Consider the following 19,039-nt stretch of genomic DNA (forward strand, 5'->3'; position numbering starts at 1 on the left):
GTGCCATGCGGGGCGGGGTACAAGCCCCCGCCCTACAGCCCTTCTACAGCCCTCCTGCCAGCCACTCCGCCACGCCCTGGCGCTCCAGGGCGTCGGACAGGCGGCGCTTCTGCAGGAGGTGGTCGTACTTCGCCTTCTCCGCGTCGGTCCAGCAGTTCGCCTCGGTGTAGTCGCCACAGTAGGGGATGTTCAGGTCAATCCAGCAGGCCAGCCGCTCGTACTCCTCGGTTGAGAGCTTCACGCCGTGGTGGCCCGCGTCGAGCATGCCCAGCAGGCGACTCTGCGTGGCGCCAACGCTATTGGGCGGCAGGATCGGGGGCGCGCTCTGGGCGCCCACCCAGTTCACCAGGGGCGTCGGGTGTCCGGCCAGGTAGCCCTGGCCGGGGTTGACGTAGGCGTTCGTGAGTGCGAGGTAGGCATCGCTCCACTGCCGCCCAGAGGCCGCCTCGGGGGTCTGCGTGCCCAGGAGGCTGAAGACCCGGAGGGGCCGGCTATCAGCCGGCCCGCCGTTGCGCATGGGCCGGATGGTATCCGGCCCCTCCACGGCCCCCAGGTCCAGCAGCACCACGGACACGCCCTGGCCGCCGACGGTCTGGTGGCAGTGCACCGCGATCGTGTTCACGCCCCGGTGCAGGGCCGCCGCCGCCGCCGGCTTGACCGCCAGCGGATGGGCGGCGACCACATAGCCCGTCGCCTCCGCCGCCCGCACGCCGTTGAGGTAGATCTCCACGTCCTCATCGTGGTAGGTCATGGCCGCAAGCTGGTGGCCCGCCAGGTCACGGTCGAGGGTGAAGCTGCCCCGCAGCCAGATATCCGGGGTCCGCCAGACGGTCTTGACCTGGATCCCGGGCGTGCCCTGGGTGCCGAAGCCTGGGACGCCGCTCGCCCACCGGCCGGCGTCAGACGCCGGCTGCTCCCAGCCCGTCGGGGGCTTGTCGGTGGTGAACTGCCAGGCCATGTCCGCCGGGTGGAGCGGGGTCGCGCGGTCGAGGCGCTCGCGGCTGACGACCTCGGCCGCCCCGGGGCGGGACGCGCTGCGGTCGGCATGGCAGGCGATGCAGCGGCGGTCCAGCAGCGGCTGGACCTCGCGGATGAAGCTGAAGCCGCGCGGGAGGCCATAGAAGGGGCGCAGGGCCTGCGGACCGGCCGGCGTCGCCGGGCGGGAGACGACGGGAGCGGCGGGCTTGGGCTCGTGGCAGCCGACGCACGAGGCGTACTCGCCGGGCTGGAGCGTGGCCCAGGAGCGCATGGTCTGCACCGCCCGGCCACGGGCATCGAGGGCCTGGAAGTACAGCGCCGTGCGCGCCGGGGCGGTGAACCAGGCCGACCCGTCCGCCTGTACCTCGGCCTCACCGTAGACGGTCTTCACGTCCCAGGAGCCGTTGCCGACCGCGATCGGTGTGCTGGCCATGGCAGCCCCGGCGGGGCCGTTGCTGCCGTTGGCACGAATGCCGGCGGCACGGAAGTCGAGTCCCACGACTCGCAGACGCTTGATCGCGCCCCGCGCCACGCCCGACAGACCCGCCCCCGCATAGATGTCCTGCAGGAAGAACGTGCCCTGGGTCTGGCGGTAGTCTACCGCACTGGGACGGGTCGGCGGCCGGGCGCGCGGCACCAGCGCGACCGGCTGGTTGCAGGGCCGCGCCGCGTCCCAGGCCAGCAGCTCCCGCCGGCCGTCCATGTCCATCCAGTAGAGCCCGAAGTGCCCCTTGGCGAAGAGACCCTCGCGCGGCTCGCCCGCCGGGGCATAGGCGACGAGAAAGGTGTGACTGTCCACAGGGTACGGGTAGCCGAACTGCTCGCCGTCCTGGCCGTAGGCATCCACACGCACCGCCGGGGTGTCGCGCACCGGGGCGATCAACTGCACGCCCTCGTTCTCCTGCTGCCCCCGGGTGCGGTCCACGACCACCAGCTTGCCGCTCTGGTCGCTGTGGTGGCCGGTGGCGATGGCCAGGAGGCGGTCTTCGCCGGGGAGCGGCCGCGCGTGGATCAGCGTGGTGGGGAACCAGGAGTTGTTGCCATAGTACTCGGCCTGGCCGGTGCCGTCGGGGTTCATCTGGAACAGCGCCTGGGGGAAGATCTGCCCGCGGTCGTTGTAGTCCCAGCGCGTGTAGACGACCCGCCCGTCACCCAGTACCTGGGGGCAGTTCGTGTGGACCTGGTCGTAGCCCAGCCGCCGCAGGGCCCGCCCGTCGCGCCGGCAGAGGTACAGGTTGCTCACTTCCGTCCACCAGCAATCCACTATCTGCACGCAACGGGTGGAGTTGAAGAGGATCTGACCGTCGGGCAGGTACACGCCCTCATAGTCGGCAAAGCCCAGGCCCTCGGTGATCTGCCGCACCTGCCCGGTCTCCATGTCGTATTCGTAGAGATGGTAGTCATCCTCGCGGTCGGACTTCTTCCACGAGAACAGGACATGCCGCCCGTCGTAGTCCACGTCGGGGTCGCGAATGACGCCCGTGGGGGCGTCCACGAGGGTCGCCGTCTGCGCGAAGGGCCCGTCCAGCTTCAGCAGGCACAGTGCCGCGCCGGCCACGAAGTGCCGCTCTGCCTGGGCATCCGACTGCCCCTCGGTGTAGGCGTAGTGGGACCCGCCGAGGTTGTAGTGGCGGGTGTAGACGAAGGAGCGCGGCTCTCCAGAGCCGCTACCCGTGCGGGCCTGGAGGCCCGCGGTCCAGGAGAGACGCTCCTGCCGCCGGGCGGTGCAGACACGGTCGTACAGGTCGCGCCAGCGGGCGTCCGTGCCCGGCGCCCCGGCGGCGACGAGGGCCTGCAGCTCCCGCCGGAAGGCCTCTCCGGCGGCCCGGTCCTGTAGACTGGAGAGGGCGTGCTCGACGGCGGCACGCTCGGCGGCATGGCCCCGGGCCTCGGTGAAGCAGGCGCCGGGGTCAGCGCCGTCCTGTTGCAGCCAGTCACGCAGGATCTGGTCGCGCGGGGCAGCCTCGGTCCACTGCAGCACCGGCCCGGCCAAGGCCGGCGTTGTCAGCAGAGCGAGGCTGGCCATGGCCAACCAGCGTACACCACCGAACGGACGCATCCTGTGCCCTCGCATGGTCACTTGAGTCCGACGCTCTGTTGGCCGCCCGACCGGGAGATTCCTGCGCGGAAGGCGCCCCGGAAGGTGCTTGACAGATGGCGCGGAACGTACATACTATCGTACTCTACTATTACTGTCCGGGTGCCCACTACACGCACGCTTCTATCGGGGGGGCGGTGTGGTCCATCGCAGCCCAGCGGGCGCTGGATGACGAGCCGTCGCCGGTCGTCTGATCTTGCGCATCGGGAGGCGTCCGCATGAGTCGCGCTACCACGACGTCAGGTCTGCGTGCCCGGATAGTCGCGCGTCGTGTTCCTCCTGACCCATCTCGCCCTGCTGGTCCCCCCCTGCACCTGAGTCTACTGCTACTGGCGGCACTGTGCGTGGCGGTCGTGTGCTTTGGCCCCGGCACGGCCTGGGCCGATGACGCTGCCACGATCAACGCCGACGGCTCGGTCACGACCGAGGCCGTGATTCCGCCGATTCGTGAGGTCCGCAGCGGCAGCAACGGCGACTCCGGCGGCGACGGCGGTGTCGGCATCGGCGCCGACGACGGCGAGGACGGCAGCAACGCCAGCTCCATCAGCATCAACGTCGGCGGCGACACCATCTCCCAGCCCGGGGGCTGGGCCTACCCGAGCATCAGCGCCCAGGGCACCGGTGGCACCGGCGGGCACGGTGGTGACATGTACATCGGCGGCAACGCCGCCGATGGCGGTAGCGGTGGCGATGGCTCCATCATCTCGATCACCAGCGCGGCCACGATGTCGCCGACCAACACGCATGGCATCTGGGGCCAGAGCGTCGGCGGCAGGGGCGGAAGCGGCGGCGACTGCGATGTGTCCCTGGGTGGCAGCGCAGGCGATGGCGGGGCGGCCGGTAGCGGCCGCACGGTCACGATCAACAGCGCCGGCAGCATCACCACCAGCGCCGATAAGTCGAACGGCATCCTCGGGCAGAGCTTCGGCGGGAAGGGCGGTCAGGGCGGCAACAGCGGCGGCCTGTTCTACGCGGAGGCCGGCGCGGGCGCCAACAGCGGCCTCGGCGGCACAGTCAACATCACCAGCGGCGGCAGCATCCAGACCTCCGGTAGCTACTCCTATGGCATCTTCGCCCAGAGCATCGGCGGCACCGCCGGCGGCTCGGGGAGTGGCGGCGGGCTCTTCGCCTTCGGTTCGGACGGCGGCACCGGCGGCGCCGGCGGCACGGCCGAAGTCACCAATACCGGCACCATTGCCACCACCGGCGCCTACGCCCACGCGATCTTCGCCGAGAGCATCGGCGGCGGCGGCGGGAGTTCGGGCGGTGTGGGTGGTGTGCTGGCGCTCGGCGGCGACGGTGGCGGCGGCGGCAGCGGTGGTAGCGTGTCCATCACCAACAGTGGCGCCCTGAGCGCCACGGGCGCCGGCGCGCGCGGGATCTACGCTCAGAGCATCGGGGGTGGCGGCGGCGACGGCGGAGGTTCCGGCGGCCTCGTCTCCCTGGGCGGCAAGGGTTCGGGCGGCGGCAGCGGCGGCCACGTGACCGTCACGAACACTGGCGCCATCGTCTCGTCGGGCGATGCCATCTTCGCCCAGAGCGTCGGTGGCGGCGGCGGCAGCGGAGCCGGGTCGGGCGGCCTCGTGTCCATCGGCGGCTCGGGCGGCGGCAGCGGCAACGGCGGCAACGTGGAAGTCTCGAGCAGCGGCACGCTCACCGTCACCGGGGCCAACGCATCGGGCATCTTCGCCCAGAGCATTGGCGGCGGCGGCGGTGACGGGCGCGGCTCGGGCGGGCTGGTGTCCGTGGGTGGCTCGGGCGGTGGCGGCGGCAACGCTGGCAGCGTCACCGTCCACAATGAGGGGGACATCAACTCTACCTGGCACGCGATCTTCGCCCAGAGCGTGGGCGGCGGCGGCGGCAGCGGCTCCGGGTCGGGCGGCCTGGTGTCCATCGGCGGCAGCGGCAGCACCGGCGGCAATGGCGGGAGTGTCACCGTCACCAGCGTCGGCAACCTCACTACCACGCAGCTCGGATCCAGCGGCATCTATGCCCAGAGCGTCGGTGGCGGCGGCGGCAACGGGGCGGCCTCCGGCGGGGCGGTCGCGATCGGCGGCAGCGGCGGCAGCGCCGGCAATGCCGGCAACGTCTCCGTCACCAGCAGCGGCAACATCACCGCCGTCCAGCACGCCATCTTTGCCCAGAGCATCGGCGGCGGCGGCGGCGACGGCGGCTTTGCCGGCGGCCTGTTCTCCTTCGGCGGCAAGGGCTTGTCCGGTGGCAACGCTGGCGAGGTCTACGTCAGCAGCAGCGGCACCCTACAGACTTCGTCCGATGACGGCGCGGGCATCTTCGCCCAGAGCATTGGCGGCGGTGGCGGCACCGGCGGTGGCGCCGTGGCGGCCAGCGCCTACGTCTCGCTCAGCATCGGCGGCAAGGGCGGGCCCGGCGGCGACAGCAACAAGGTCACCATTGATAATGGCGCCGGCAGCATCACCACCTCGGGGGCGAACTCCCAGGGCATCTTCGCCCAGAGCGTCGGCGGCGGCGGCGGCAACGGCGGCTACAGCATCACCGTCGCGGTCGGCAACGAGGGCTCCCTGGCGGTCGCCATCGGCGGCAGCGGGGGCCAGGGCGGCGACGGCGGCGAGGTCAGCGTCGGCAACGGCAACTCGATCACCACCAGCGGGGCCAACTCACACGGCATCTTCGCCCAGAGCATCGGCGGCGGCGGCGGTTCGGGCGGCTTCAGCGTCGCGGCCAGCGGCAGCCTGGGCATCTCGGCCTCGGTCAGCGTCGGCGGCAGTGGCGGCGATGGCGGCAGCGCCAACGCCGTGACCGTCAACACCTCCGGTGATATCGCAACCGGCGGCGAGCACGCCTATGGCGTCCTGGCCCAGAGCGTGGGCGGCGGCGGCGGCGACGGCGGCTTTGCGGCGGCGGGGAGCCTCAGCCTGGGCACCGCCATACAGATTGGTGTGGGCGGCGGCGGCGGCAACGCCGGCAATGCCTCCAGCGTAAGCCTGACCAGCGGCGGCAGTGTCGCGACCAGCGGCGCTGACGCGCACGGCCTGGCCGCCCAGAGCATCGGTGGCGGCGGCGGCACGGGCGGGTTCAGCGTGGCCGGAGGCATCTCGGCCCTCGGCGCCACGGTCGGGGCCAGCGTCGGCGGCTTCGGCGGCGGCGGCGGCGCGGCGGGCAACGTGGCCCTCGGCAGCACCGGCGCGACGATCACGACCGCCGGCGAGCGCTCCATCGGCATTCTCGCCCAGAGCCTGGGCGGCGGTGGTGGTGACGGCGGCTTCAGCGTTTCGGGCGGCATCTCCAACGCCATCAGCGTCAGTCTCAGCCTCGGCGGCTTCGGCGGCAGCGCCGGCGCCGCAGGCACCGTGGATGTCACCAACTCCAGCAGCATCGGCACCCAGGGCGCCGACTCCGGCGGCATTCTCGCCCAGAGCATCGGCGGCGGCGGCGGCTCGGGTGGCTTCAGCGTAGCTGCCGGCATCTCCGCCTCGGGCGCGCAGATCGGGGCGAGCGTCGGTGGCTTCGGCGACAGCGGCGGCGACGGCTCCAGCGTGACAGTGAACACCACCGGCGTGCTGATCGAGACGCAGGGCGATCGGTCCAGTGGCGTGCTGGCCCAGAGCCTGGGTGGCGGCGGCGGCAACGGCGGCTTCAGCGTGGCCGGCGGCATCGGCAACTCCGCAGCCGTGAACCTCAGCCTCGGCGGGTTCGGCGACGGCGGCGGCGCAGGCGGCAACGTCAGCGTCACCAGCGCGGGCGATGTCAGCACGGCGGGGGCCGACTCGCATGGCCTGGCCGCCCAGAGCATCGGCGGCGGTGGCGGCAACGGCGGCTTCAGCGTGGCTGGCGCTCTGAGCAGCTCCAACGGCGTCAGCGTCAGCGTCGGCGGCTTCGGTGGCGGCGGGGGCAGCGCAGGCAGCGTCGCGGTCGCCAATACCGGGCAGACCATCCAGACCGTGGGCGACCGTTCCACCGGCATCCTGGCCCAGAGCCTGGGCGGGGGCGGCGGCAACGGCGGCTTCAGCGTGTCCGGCGCCATCGGCGGCGGCGGCGGCCTGGCTCTCAGCCTCGGCGGCTTCGGCGGCGACGCCGGCAGCGCCAGCACGGTGGATGTCAGTAACGCAGCCGACATCGGCACCTCCGGCGCGCAGTCCCATGGCATTGAGGCCCAGAGCATCGGCGGGGGCGGCGGCAACGGCGGCTTCAGCGTGGGCGGCAGCGTGGGCGGCGCGGCGCAGGTCAGCGCCAGCGTGGGCGGCTTCGGCGGCGGCGGCGGGGATGCGGCCGCGGTCACCGTGACCAACACCGGCTCCCTGCTCACCACGGTCGGCGACGGCTCGTGCGGCATCCTGGCGCAGGCCCTGGGCGGGGGCGGCGGCAACGGCGGCTTCAGCGTGGCGGCCGGGATCAGCGGCTACGCGGCCGTCAACCTCGCTGTCGGCGGCTTCGCCGGCGACGGCGGGGCGGCGGGCAATGTGAGCGTCAGCAGCACGGCAGACACGTATACGCAGGGCGCCGAGGCCCATGGCATCATGGCCCAGAGCATCGGTGGCGGCGGCGGCTCGGGCGGCTTCGCCGTCACGGGCGGGATCTCCGTCCAGGGCGCACAGGTCGGGGCCAGCGTCGGTGGCTTCGGCGGGGGCGGCGGGGACGGCCTGAGCGTCACGGTGAACAACACCGGCATGGCGCTCCAGACGATCGGCGACCGCTCGACAGGCGTCCTGGCCCAGAGCATCGGTGGGGGCGGCGGCGCGGGCGGCTTCAGCGTATCCGGTGGCATCAGCGATGTCACCTCTGTGAACCTGAGCCTCGGCGGCTTCGGCGGCACGGGCGGCAGCGGCGGGGTCGTCAGCGTCAGTAGTGCGGCGGACGTCGCGACGGGCGGGGCCGAGTCGCACGGCCTGGTCGCCCAGAGCCTGGGTGGCGGCGGCGGCGCGGGTGGCTTCAGCGTCGTGGGCGGCATCAGCGCCGAAGGCGCGACGGTCGGCATCAGCGTCGGCGGGTTCGGCGGCGACGGTGGGGCCGGCGGACAGGTCACACTCACCAACTCCGGGACGCTGCTCACGACCGCCGGGGAGCGCGCCTACGGCATTCTGGCGCAGAGCATTGGCGGCGGCGGCGGCGACGGCGGCTTCAGTGTGGCGGGCGGCATCAGCAACTCCGCCACGGTCAACCTGAGCCTCGGCGGCTTCGGCGCCAATGCCGGCATCGCCGACACGGTCTCCGTCACCAACAGTGCCGACATCGGCACCACCGGCGCCGACTCCGGCGCCATCGTCGCACAGAGCATCGGCGGGGGCGGCGGCTCGGGCGGCTTCAGCGTCACCGGCGGCATCACGGTAGGCGGGCCTAGCATCGGGGCAAGCGTGGGCGGGTTCGGTGACGGCGGCGGAGACGCCGGCGCGGTCACGGTCAACAACACCGGCGCCACCATCAGCACCCAGGGCGACCGGGCGGATGGCATCCTGGCCCAGAGCCTCGGCGGTGGCGGTGGCAATGGTGGCTTCAGCGTCGCGGCCGGCATCAGCGAGTCCGCGGCCGTGAACCTGAGCCTCGGCGGCTTCGGCGGGGGCGGCGGCAACGCCGGCACCGTGGGTGTGAGCAACGCCGCCAACATCGGTACCACCGGACATGACTCCAGCGCCGTGGTGGCCCAGAGCATCGGCGGGGGCGGCGGCAACGGCGGCTTCAGCGTCACCGGCGGCATCTCCACCAGCAGCGCGGCAGTAGGCGCCAGCGTCGGCGGCTTCGGCGCCGGCGGCGGCAACGCGGCGGCTGTGAGCGTGAGCAACACCGGCGCGATCATCAGCACCGAGGGCGACCGGGCCGACGGCATCCTGGCCCAGAGCCTCGGTGGCGGCGGCGGCAACGGCGGCTTTAGCGTGGCCGGCAGCATCAGCAACTCGGCAGCCGTGAACCTGAGCCTTGGCGGCTTCGGCGACACCGGCGGCGCCGCCGGCACCGTGGACGTCAGCAACACGGCCGACGTCGGCACACAGGGCGCCGACTCCGGCGGTCTCGTGGCGCAGAGCATCGGCGGCGGCGGTGGCAACGGCGGCTTCAGCGTGACGGGCAGCATCTCCACGAGCAGTGCGGCGGTCGGCGCCAGCGTCGGCGGCTTCGGCGGCGGCGGCGGCGACGCAGCGGCTGTGACGGTCACCAACACCGGGTCGGTCATCACCACCGCCGGCGACCGGGCCGATGGCGTACTGGCCCAGAGCCTCGGCGGCGGTGGCGGCAACGGCGGCTTCAGCGTGGCGGCCGGGATCAGCAACTCCGCGGCGGTCAACCTCAGCCTCGGCGGCTTCGGCGACGGCGGCGGCAACGCCGACACGGTGGCGGTCAGCAATACCGCCGAGGTCGGCACTCAGGGCGCCGACTCCGGCGGCCTTGTGGCGCAGAGCATCGGCGGCGGCGGCGGCAACGGCGGCTTCAGCGTCACGGGCGGCATCTCGACCAACAGCGCTGCCGTGGGGCTCAGCGTCGGCGGCTTCGGCGCCGGCGGTGGCAACGCGGCGGCCGTGACGGTAGACAACACCGGGGCTGTCATCACGACGGCCGGCGACCGCGCGGACGGCATCCTGGCTCAGAGCCTGGGTGGCGGCGGCGGCAACGGCGGCTTCAGCGTGTCGGCCGGGATCAGTAATTCGGCGGCGGTGAACCTCAGCGTGGGCGGGGCCGGCGATGGCGGCGGCAACGCGGACAGCGTGACCGTGGGCAGCCTGGCCAGCATCAGCACCCAGGGCGCCGACTCCCGTGGCATCGCGGCGCAGAGCATCGGCGGGGGCGGCGGCAACGGCGGCTTCAGCGTCGTGGGCGGCGTCTCGACCAACAGCGCCGCAGTCGGGCTGAGCGTCGGCGGCTTCGGTGGCGGCGGTGGGGCGGCAGGCGCCGTCAGCGTCACCAGCGGCGGCGTAAGCACGGCGGCCGTCGGCGACGGCAGCGGCACCACCATCTTCACCGACGGCGACCGGTCCGACGGCATCCTGGCGCAGAGCATCGGCGGGGGCGGCGGTAACGGTGGCTTCAGCATCGCGGGCAGCATCAGCAAGTCCGCTGCAGTCAACCTCAGCCTCGGCGGCTTTGGCGGGAATGCCGGCGCGTCGGGCACCGTAGACGTGACCAGTTCAACTAGCATCCACACTGCGGGCGCCGACTCCAATGGCATTCTGGCGCAGAGCATCGGCGGGGGCGGCGGCAACGGCGGCTTCAGCGTGACCGGCAGCATCTCCACCGACAGCGCGGCGGTAGGCTTGAGCATCGGCGGCTTCGGCATGGGCGGCGGCGACGGCTCGGCAGTCACCGTGACAGACACCGCGCAGTACATCCACACGCTGGGTGACCGGTCCGCGGGCATCCTGGCCCAGAGCCTCGGCGGCGGCGGCGGCAACGGCGGCTTTAGCGTCGCGGGCGGGATCGCCAAGTCCGCCGCCGTCAACCTCAGCCTCGGCGGCAGTGGCGGCGGCGGTGGCAACGGCAGCACGGTGGGTGTCAGCAGCACCTCCACGGTCATCACTGAGGGCGCCGACGCCAACGGGATCGCGGCCCAGAGCATCGGCGGGGGCGGCGGCAACGGTGGCTTCAGCGCCGTCCTGGGCATCTCCACCGACAGTTCGGCGGTCGGCCTGAGCGTCGGCGGCTTCGGGGCCGGCGGCGGCAATGGCGGGGCCGTGACCCTGGCGAGCACCGGGGACTCCGTCGTGACCTCCGGCGATCGGAGCAACGCGATACTCGCGCAGAGCGTGGGGGGCGGCGGTGGTAACGGCGGCTTCAGCGTGGCCGGCGGCATCAGCAAGTCCACCAGCGTCACCCTCGCTCTCGGCGGCTGGGGCGCGCAGGGCGGGGACGGCTCCAGTGTGACCGTCACCAGTTGCAGCAACCTGTCCACCAAGGGAGCATACGCCTACGGCATCCTCGCCGAGAGCGTGGGCGGTGGCGGCGGGGCGGGCGGGTTCAGCGTCGCTGGGGGCATCAGCACCGACGGCAACGCCATCGGCGCTTCCATCGGCGGCTTCGGCGGTGGCGGCGGTGACGCCGGATCGGTGAGTGTCACCAACACCGGCCAGGTCGTCGTCACCTCCGGCGACAACGCTGGGGGCGTGGTGGCCCAGAGCGTGGGCGGTGGTGGCGGGGCCGGCGGCTTCAGCATCGCTGGTGGGGCCAGCAAGAACCGGGCGCTCGCATTCAGTGTTGGCGGCTTCGGCGGCGAGGGCGGCGACGGTGGCGATGTGACCCTGTCCAACAGCGCGAGTGTCGCAACCTATGGCGGCGTATCGTGGGGCGTCCTGGCGCAGAGCCTCGGCGGCGGCGGCGGCATCGGCGGCTTCAGTCTCGCCGGCAGCTTCTCCAAGGAGAGCGGCGGCCTGACCGCCAGCATGGGCGGTTTCGGCGGCGCGGGCGGCGATGCCGCGACCGTGCTGCTGACCAACACCGGCCAGGTCTACACCGAAGGTGACGGCTCACACGGTGTCTTCGCCCAGAGCGTCGGTGGCGGCGGCGGCGCCGGTGGCTTCAGCGGCTCGTTCACCGGCGGCTTCGGCGACGGGACGAACCTCGCTGTCTCCGTCGGCGGCGCCGGTGGCGTGGCCGGCAACGGGGATCAGGTCACTCTCAACAACAGCGCCCTGGTCACCACGCACGGGGCGGCGGCATACGGCCTGTTCGCCCAGAGCGTGGGTGGCGGTGGCGGCGATGGCGGTGGCAGTCTGGCGGCAGCCATCGGCACGGACGAGAAGCAAGTCAACCTGTCGCTCTCCATCGGTGGCTTCGGCGCCGCGGCGGGCGATGGCGGCGCCGTGACCCTCAGCAATACGGGCGATGTCGTCACCGAGGGCGACAAGTCGCACGGGATCCTCGCCCAGAGCATCGGTGGTGGCGGCGGCACGGGCGGCTTCAGCGCCAGCGGCGCGCTGGGCAAGGGCACCAACTCCAAGGACATCTCGCTGAGCCTCGGCGGGTTCGGCGGCGCGGGCGGCAATGGCGGTACAGTGACCGTCACCAACTCCGGCCACATCCAGACCCTTGCCGGGTTCGATGGGTTCATAGACCCCGACGAGTTGGCCGAGGAGCCGTCCATTGACCCGATCGGCGCGTACAGTTACGGCGCTGTCGGCATCCTGGCGCAGAGCATCGGTGGCGGCGGCGGTAACGGTGGGTATGCCTTCGCCGGGTCGGTCGGCGGCACCGAGGCCAAGTCCATCGCGGTCAGCATGGGCGGCTGGGGTGGCGCCGGCGGCTACTCCAGCGACGTGACCGTGGTGAACGACGGCCAGATTGACACTCACGGGATCCAGTCCACCGGCATCCTGGCGCAGAGCATCGGCGGGGGCGGCGGCAACGGCGGCTCGTCCATGTCCCTGGGCGCTGGCTTCGGCGGCGGCAAGGACACCTACAATGTCAACGCGGCAGTCTCCATCGGCGGCGTCGGCGGCAGCGGCAACTACGCCGGCAATGTCTCGGTCACCAGCAACGCGGCGATCGTGACGCGCGGCGATGACTCCTACGGCATCCTGGCTCAGAGCATCGGCGGCGGCGGCGGCAACGGTGGCGACAGCTTCGCTGTCACCATCGCTCGCGGCGCGGCCAACCAGGGCCACTCGATTGACGCGAATGTCTCGGTCGGCGGTGTCGGCGGTGACGGCAACGTCGCCGGCAACGTGGACGTCACCAACACGGCGACCATCGCGACCCTCGGCAACCTGTCCGACGGCATCCGCGCCCAGAGCATCGGCGGGGGCGGCGGCAACGGCGGCGCGGCGCGGTCTCTCGCCATCCTCCTGAAGCAGGGCAGCAGCAAGCTCCAGGAAGGCGAGACGATGGGCAGCAACTGGAAGCTGCAGATGGTCATCGGCGGCAACGGCGGTACGGCGGCCGACGCCGGCGAGGTGGTCGTCAACAACTCCGGCATGATCTACACCGAGGGCGCCTGCTCCAACGGCATCTTCGCCCAGAGCGTGGGCGCCGGCGGCGGCGCCGGCGGCGACGGCATCCTCGGCACCGGCACGATGGCCGACGGCCCGTGGGCCATCGCCGGCCTGATCCTTGAGGAAGCCGGCGGCGGCGGGAACAAGATCGTCAAGACGGCCCTGGGCATGGCACGTGACCTGTCGCTGGTCGTTGGTGGTAGCCAGGGCGCCCATGGCGACGCCAAGGACGTGACTGTCACTAACAGCGGCACCATCCTGACCAAGGGGAATGCCTCGATCGGCATCCTCGCCCAGAGCGTGGGCGGCGGCGGCGGCTTGGCCCGCAGCTTCGCCCAGTCCGAAGACTCGACGGGCAAGGCGGTCATCGGCGCGACGGGCAAGTGCGGCATCGGCGGCTCGGGCGGCGCCGGAGGCGACGCAGGCGCCGTCACGGTGACCAACAGCGCCCGGATTGACACCTATGGCGACGGCGCCCACGGCATCGAGGCGCAGAGCGTCGGCGGTGGCGGCGGGATCGCAGGCAATGTGGACCGCTGTCTGGCCGATGTGTTCGGCTTCGCCGGCATCGGTCTCGGCCTGGCCATCGGCGGCGATGGCGGCGCGGGTGGCAACGGCGCGGCCGTCAGCGTCACCAGCAGCGGCGACATCGAGACCCGTGGCATTGCCGCCTGTGGCATCTACGCCCAGAGCGTGGGCGGCGGCGGTGGCGTCAGCGGCAACAACGGGTACGGCATCAACTTCAGCGGCAGCGTGGGCGCCCCGGGCGATGCCGGCGACGTGACCGTGGTGGTGGACGGCAACATCCGCACCGCCGGCCCGAACACGTTGGGTGAGGACGGCACCATTGACTACACCAAGGGCTCGCACGGCGTCTTCGCCCAGAGCGTAGCCGGCGACGGCAAGGCCGGAAATGTGACGATCTCCGTCACCGGCAACATCATCGCCGAGGGCCAGTACTCCTGCGGCATCGTCGCGCAAAGCCAGGGCCTGCAGGGGAAGGGCGACATCACCATCAACATCGCCGAAGGCGGCTCGGTATCTGGCGGCACCGGCGAGCATGTGGGCGCGATCGTCCTGATGGACGGCAACAACAACACCGTCAACAACTACGGCACCATCCGGTCGCTCAACGGGATAGACGGCATCGCGGTGCTCGGCAACCGCACCATCGCGACGGTCAACAACTGGGGCGTCATCATCGGCAACATCGAGATGAACATCGAGGCCGACACGGTCCAGGGCGACACCGGGACGGCCTCGGTCACTACCGCCGCCGTCGTGACGCAGCAGATGACCAACAACGAGGGCTGCACCATCCTGTCCGGTCAGGTCATTGACCTGAACGGCGGCCTGTTCACCAACGCCGGCCTGCTCAGCCCCGGCGGCACGGAGAAGCTGCAGGTGACGAACCTGACCGGTGACTACACGCAGACCGCGACCGGCTCGTTCGATCTGCAGGTAGACCTCTCCAACCCGGGCGGCCAGGACGCGCTGCTCACCACCGGCAAAGTCACGCTGGACGGCCAGGTGAACCTGACGCTGCTGCACCCCGGGTCCATCCAGTCCGGACACCGCGACGGGGTGCTCTTCTCGGGCAACCAGGCGATTGACGTGTCGGGCGTCGAGTTCAACCACCCGACCTCGGCGATCGTGAGCTTCGACCTGACCCCGGGCACGAACAACGTGCTGCTGGCGACCGACGTGGACTTCGCCCCCGACGGCCTGGCCCGCAACCAGGGCCAGATCGGCGACTGCTTCAATCGCATCCAGGCTCCCGGCGTGGAGACCGACATGTCTCCGATCGTGTCCGAGCTGGTGGGCATGGAGACCGTCGCCGAGGTGGCGGCAGCCTACGACCAACTCTCCCCGGCCGCCCACGACGCGGCGACGCGGGCGACGATAGACACCACGCAGAGCACCGTGGCGAACGTGCTGCAGCACCTGCAGCGGCGCCGCGAGGAAGTCCGCCGGCAGGTGGTGCCGACCGCGCTGGGCGATGGCAGCAAGCCGCAGCACGAAGCGGTGAACGCCTTCTGGGCGGACCACTACATCGAGAACGGCACGCAGGATCCGGACCCGGGTCTGCCGGGCTACAAGTTCGACCTGCAGAGCAACAGCATGGCCTACGAGCACCGGCTGTCCGGCGGCTTCACGGTCGGCGCCGCGTACATCCAGAATGCGCTCGACCTCACGGTGGACATCGGCCCGGCGAAGGCCAGCGTCAACAGCAAGCTGGGCGCGCTGTACGCCGATTACCTGGGCCGCCAGTACTACGTCGAGGGCGCCCTGGCCATCGGCTCGCACGAGTTCCAACTGATGCGCGGCATCGCGGTCGGGTCCTACGTGCGCAATGCCGAGGGTAGCCATGACGGCAGCTCCTTCTCGGGGCTGTTGACCGCCGGGCTATACCGGCGCATGGGCTCGGTCAACGTGGACCCGTACGCCTCCCTGTACTACACCTCGCTGCATGAGGACGGCTTCACCGAGACCGGCGCTGACGCCGTGAATCTGATCGTGGACAGTCGCACTTCGCAGTCCCTGGCCACCGAGCTGGGTGTCCGGGTGACGTGCGTGATCCCGTCGGGCGAGAACGTGTTCGTGCCGGAGTTGCTGCTCGCGTGGAACCATGAGTTCTGCGGCGCGGAGGACGTCTCGGCGGCCTTCGCCGGCGCGCCCACCGAGTTGTTGACCATTGACGGGCGCGAGCGCACCGACCGCTTCCGCATCGCCGCCGGCGTCACGTTCACCGGCCACAACGTATCCGTGGCGGGGCGCTACTTCGCCGAGTTCGGCAGTGGCTACGACAACCACGGTGGCCTGGCCAGTCTGCTGGTGGCCTTCTAGCAGCCGCACCACGCCGCTCAAACCTGGAGTGATGTGACTCATGACAAGGACCGCAAGAACCCTGTCGCTCGCCGCTGCCGCGCTGTGGCTGTGCGTCTGTGCGTCAGCGCAGCAACAGCCGGCTGCGCAGGGCGCCCCCGCACAGCAGCAACCCGCCCAGCGGCAGATCGTACTGACGATCATGGCCCCGCAGGTCAACAACTTCGCCCCGGGCATTGACGCGACGGTGTCGCTGACCCAGGAGCAGGCCAACCAGGTCGCCGCGGCCTATCGCGAGACCCTCGAGTCCGCCGCGGCCATCCTGGCCCAGATGGTGCTGCAGGACAGCAGCACCTCGCCCGAGCAGCGGCGCGTCGCCACCATCACGTTGCAGCAGGCGCAGTTGGCCTTCCAGGCGCGCGCCCGCGCGGTCTTCACCGATCAGCAGCGGGAGCTGATTGACAAGGTGCAGGCCGCCTTCACCAAGGTCGCCGAAGCAGTGCAGGCCGACATGAACGCCCGCATCAAGGCCAACTTCGCCGCGGAGCTGGAGCGCATTCTGACCCCCGAGCAGAAGCAGGCCATGATGAAGGCCCGCCGGGCCATCGAAGAGGCCCAGGCCAAGCAGCAGCAACAGCAGCAGCAGAAGCCGGCTACCCCGCCCGCGCAGTAGCCACTGGCCATCGTGCAGCACCTCACCGTCCGTCCCGCACCAGCGCGGGGCGGACGGGTTGCTTGCGGAGCACATTAGTTGACACCTAAACAATTGAGGACTATCATAAAGGCATGGCGACCTCTACCGACCGGCAGCTCTCCCTCGACCTGTGGCAGGCCATGCTGAACGCCTTCCTCCGCCTGCGACAGAGCATCCGCCCGATCTTTGCGGCCCATGACCTGACCGGGCCACAGTGGCGCGTGTTCCGCCTGCTGGGCGAGCAGCGCGGCCCAGGCCTGACGCCGGGACAGATCAGCGAGGCGCTGCACGTGACGCCGGGTAATATCACGGGCGTCGTGGACAATCTCGATGAGGCGGGGTTGGTGCAGCGGCTGCCTCATCCTGACGACCGACGCGCCCAGTTGATCGTGTTCACCCCGGCCGGGGAGGCGCTGTACCGCCAGGTGCGACCGGCCTTCGATAAGCGTGTTGCGGAGCTGTTTGCGTGCCTGGAGCCGGAGGAGCGACGGGCGATGATTGCGGGGCTGGAACGGCTGTTGGCCCACGCCGACCGCGTGGACCCCGACGCTGCGGACCGTCCGTGTGGGACGGGGGCGCCGCGATGATGCGGGGGATGGGCGGGCCCTGGCGCAGCCTGGGCGGCATGCAGCGCACCTTCGGCCTGCAGCGGCAGGCCGATCGTGAGGACGTGCCGCCGGTGCCGCTGACCGGCCCACTCGTGCGCCGGGTGCTGGGGCAGTTCCGGCCCTACCGCGGGTGGTGGGTCTGCATTCTGGGCTGTGTGGCGGTGGCGGCGGGCCTGGGGGTCGTGCCGCCCCTGCTGGTGCGAGGCATTCTTGACCACGCCATCCCCGGCAAAGACCCGCACCTGCTGTACCTGCTGGTCGGGGCCATGGTCGGGCTGACGGTGGTGAGCAGCCTGCTGGGCGTGCTGCAAAACTACCTGACGATGCGGGTCGGGCAGGGCCTCATGTTCGACCTGCGCAACCAGCTCTATCAGCACTTGCAGCGCCAGTCGCTGGGGTTCTACACCACGACCCGCGCCGGCGAGATCGTCTCCCGCCTCAACAACGACGTGGCGGCCGTGCAGGAGGTCGCCACCAACACCCCCGTCTCCATCGCCAGCAACCTCTTCACCCTCACCTTCACGCTGGTCGTCATCTTCTCGATGAACGCCTGGCTGGCGTTCCTGGCCATTGTCATCGTGCCGACCTTCTACCTGCCCACCCGCTACGTCGGGCGCATTCGGCGGAACCTATCGCGGCGCACGCAGGAGCAGCAGGCCGAGTTGGTGTCCTTCATGGAGGAGCGGCTGAACATCGGCGGGATGCTGCTGACCAAGCTGTTCGGGCAGGCCGAGAGCGAAGCTGACACCTTCGCCCAGCACAGCCGTGAGGTCATGGACCTGAATGTGCGCCAATCCATGGCCGGGCGCTGGCTCTTCATGTGCCTGGCCATCTTCAGCGTGCTGGGCCCGGCCGCGATCTACTGCTACGGCGGCTTGCAGGCCATCCACGGCGCCCTCACCGTCGGCACGATCATCGCCTTCGTGGCCTACCTGGCGAGCCTGTACCGTCCCGTGGGACAGTTGGCCGATGTCTACGTCTCGCTGCAGGGAGCGCTGGCAGTATTCGAGCGCATCTACGAGTACCTGGACCGGGAGCCCGAGGTAGCCGACGCCCCCGGCGCGGTCGTGCTGCCTCCCGTGCAGGGCGACATCCGCTTCGAGGATGTGAGCTTCGAGTACCCGCGCCAGGCGGCGCCCACGGTCAACGGGGAGCCCGAGGCCCCGCCCGGCGACGGCGCCGACCGGCGGGCGCTCAAGGACATCAGCCTGCACATCCGGCCCGGACAGCGCGTGGCGCTGGTGGGACCCAGCGGCGCGGGGAAGACGACGATCACGTATCTGTTGCCGCGGCTGTATGACCCCACGAGCGGCTGCATCACGCTCGACGGGCACGACCTGCGCGAAGCCACCCAGGACAGCCTGCGGGCGCAGATGGCGGCGGTGACGCAGGACACGTTCCTGTTCCACGCCAGCGTGCGCGATAACCTGATCTACGCCCGGCCGCAGGCCACGGCGGAGCAGGTCATGGCCGCCGCCCGCGCCGCCCACATCCATGACTTCGTCATGGCTCTACCCGACGGCTACGACACCATTGTGGGCGAGCGAGGTTTCCGCCTCTCGGGCGGCGAAAAGCAGCGTCTCGCCATCGCCCGGGCACTGCTGAAGGACCCGCGCATCCTGGTGCTGGATGAGGCGACGAGCAATCTGGACGCCACCAGCGAGTACCTGATCCAGCAGGCGCTGGAGACGCTGTTGCAGGGCCGCACCTCACTCATCATCGCTCACCGGCTGTCCACGATCCTGGGCGCCGACCAGATCATCGTCCTCGATGAGGGGCGGATCGTGGAGCACGGCCGGCACGCCGAGCTACTGGCGGCGGGCGGCCTGTATGCGACGTTGTACCACCAGCAGTTCGCGAAGGTCATCGCTCGCGCCGGGGGCCTTCCGGCCGCACCCGCTCCGGCTGCAGACACACCCGTTCCCTGATCACCAGGCGCACTCGCGCC

Annotated in this window: 5 protein-coding genes; 4 read left to right on the forward strand and 1 reads right to left on the reverse strand. The window is 71.2% G+C overall.

Annotated features, from left to right (window positions below; all coding sequences use genetic code 11):
- Nucleotides 1-43 precede the first annotated feature (43 nt).
- Nucleotides 44-3,004 (reverse strand): hypothetical protein, encoded by a 2,961-nt coding sequence (locus LLH23_16385; protein ID MCE5240040.1) that lies wholly within the window; start codon nucleotides 3,002-3,004, stop codon nucleotides 44-46.
- Between the two features lie 416 nt (nucleotides 3,005-3,420).
- Here LLH23_16385 and LLH23_16390 point away from each other — a divergent pair, with 416 nt between their 5' ends.
- The 4 genes from LLH23_16390 (at nucleotide 3,421) to LLH23_16405 (ending at nucleotide 19,019) form a co-directional block, all read left to right on the forward strand.
- Complete coding sequence (locus tag LLH23_16390) at nucleotides 3,421-15,810, forward strand: hypothetical protein (protein MCE5240041.1); 12,390 nt, start codon at nucleotides 3,421-3,423, stop codon at nucleotides 15,808-15,810.
- A 40-nt stretch (nucleotides 15,811-15,850) separates the two neighbouring features.
- Nucleotides 15,851-16,462 carry a hypothetical protein gene (locus LLH23_16395; protein MCE5240042.1) on the forward strand — a complete coding sequence of 204 codons (612 nt, stop codon included), beginning with the start codon at nucleotides 15,851-15,853 and terminating at the stop codon, nucleotides 16,460-16,462.
- 113 nt (nucleotides 16,463-16,575) lie between these two features.
- Nucleotides 16,576-17,070, forward strand: coding sequence for a MarR family transcriptional regulator (locus LLH23_16400; GenBank protein ID MCE5240043.1), 495 nt, complete (start codon nucleotides 16,576-16,578; stop codon nucleotides 17,068-17,070).
- Between the two features lie 8 nt (nucleotides 17,071-17,078).
- Nucleotides 17,079-19,019, forward strand: a complete 1,941-nt coding sequence (locus LLH23_16405) for an ABC transporter ATP-binding protein/permease (protein MCE5240044.1) — start codon at nucleotides 17,079-17,081, stop codon at nucleotides 19,017-19,019.
- Nucleotides 19,020-19,039 lie beyond the last annotated feature (20 nt).

Source organism: bacterium, assembly GCA_021372615.1.
In the GTDB taxonomy this organism is placed as follows: domain Bacteria; phylum Armatimonadota; class Zipacnadia; order Zipacnadales; family UBA11051; genus JAJFUB01.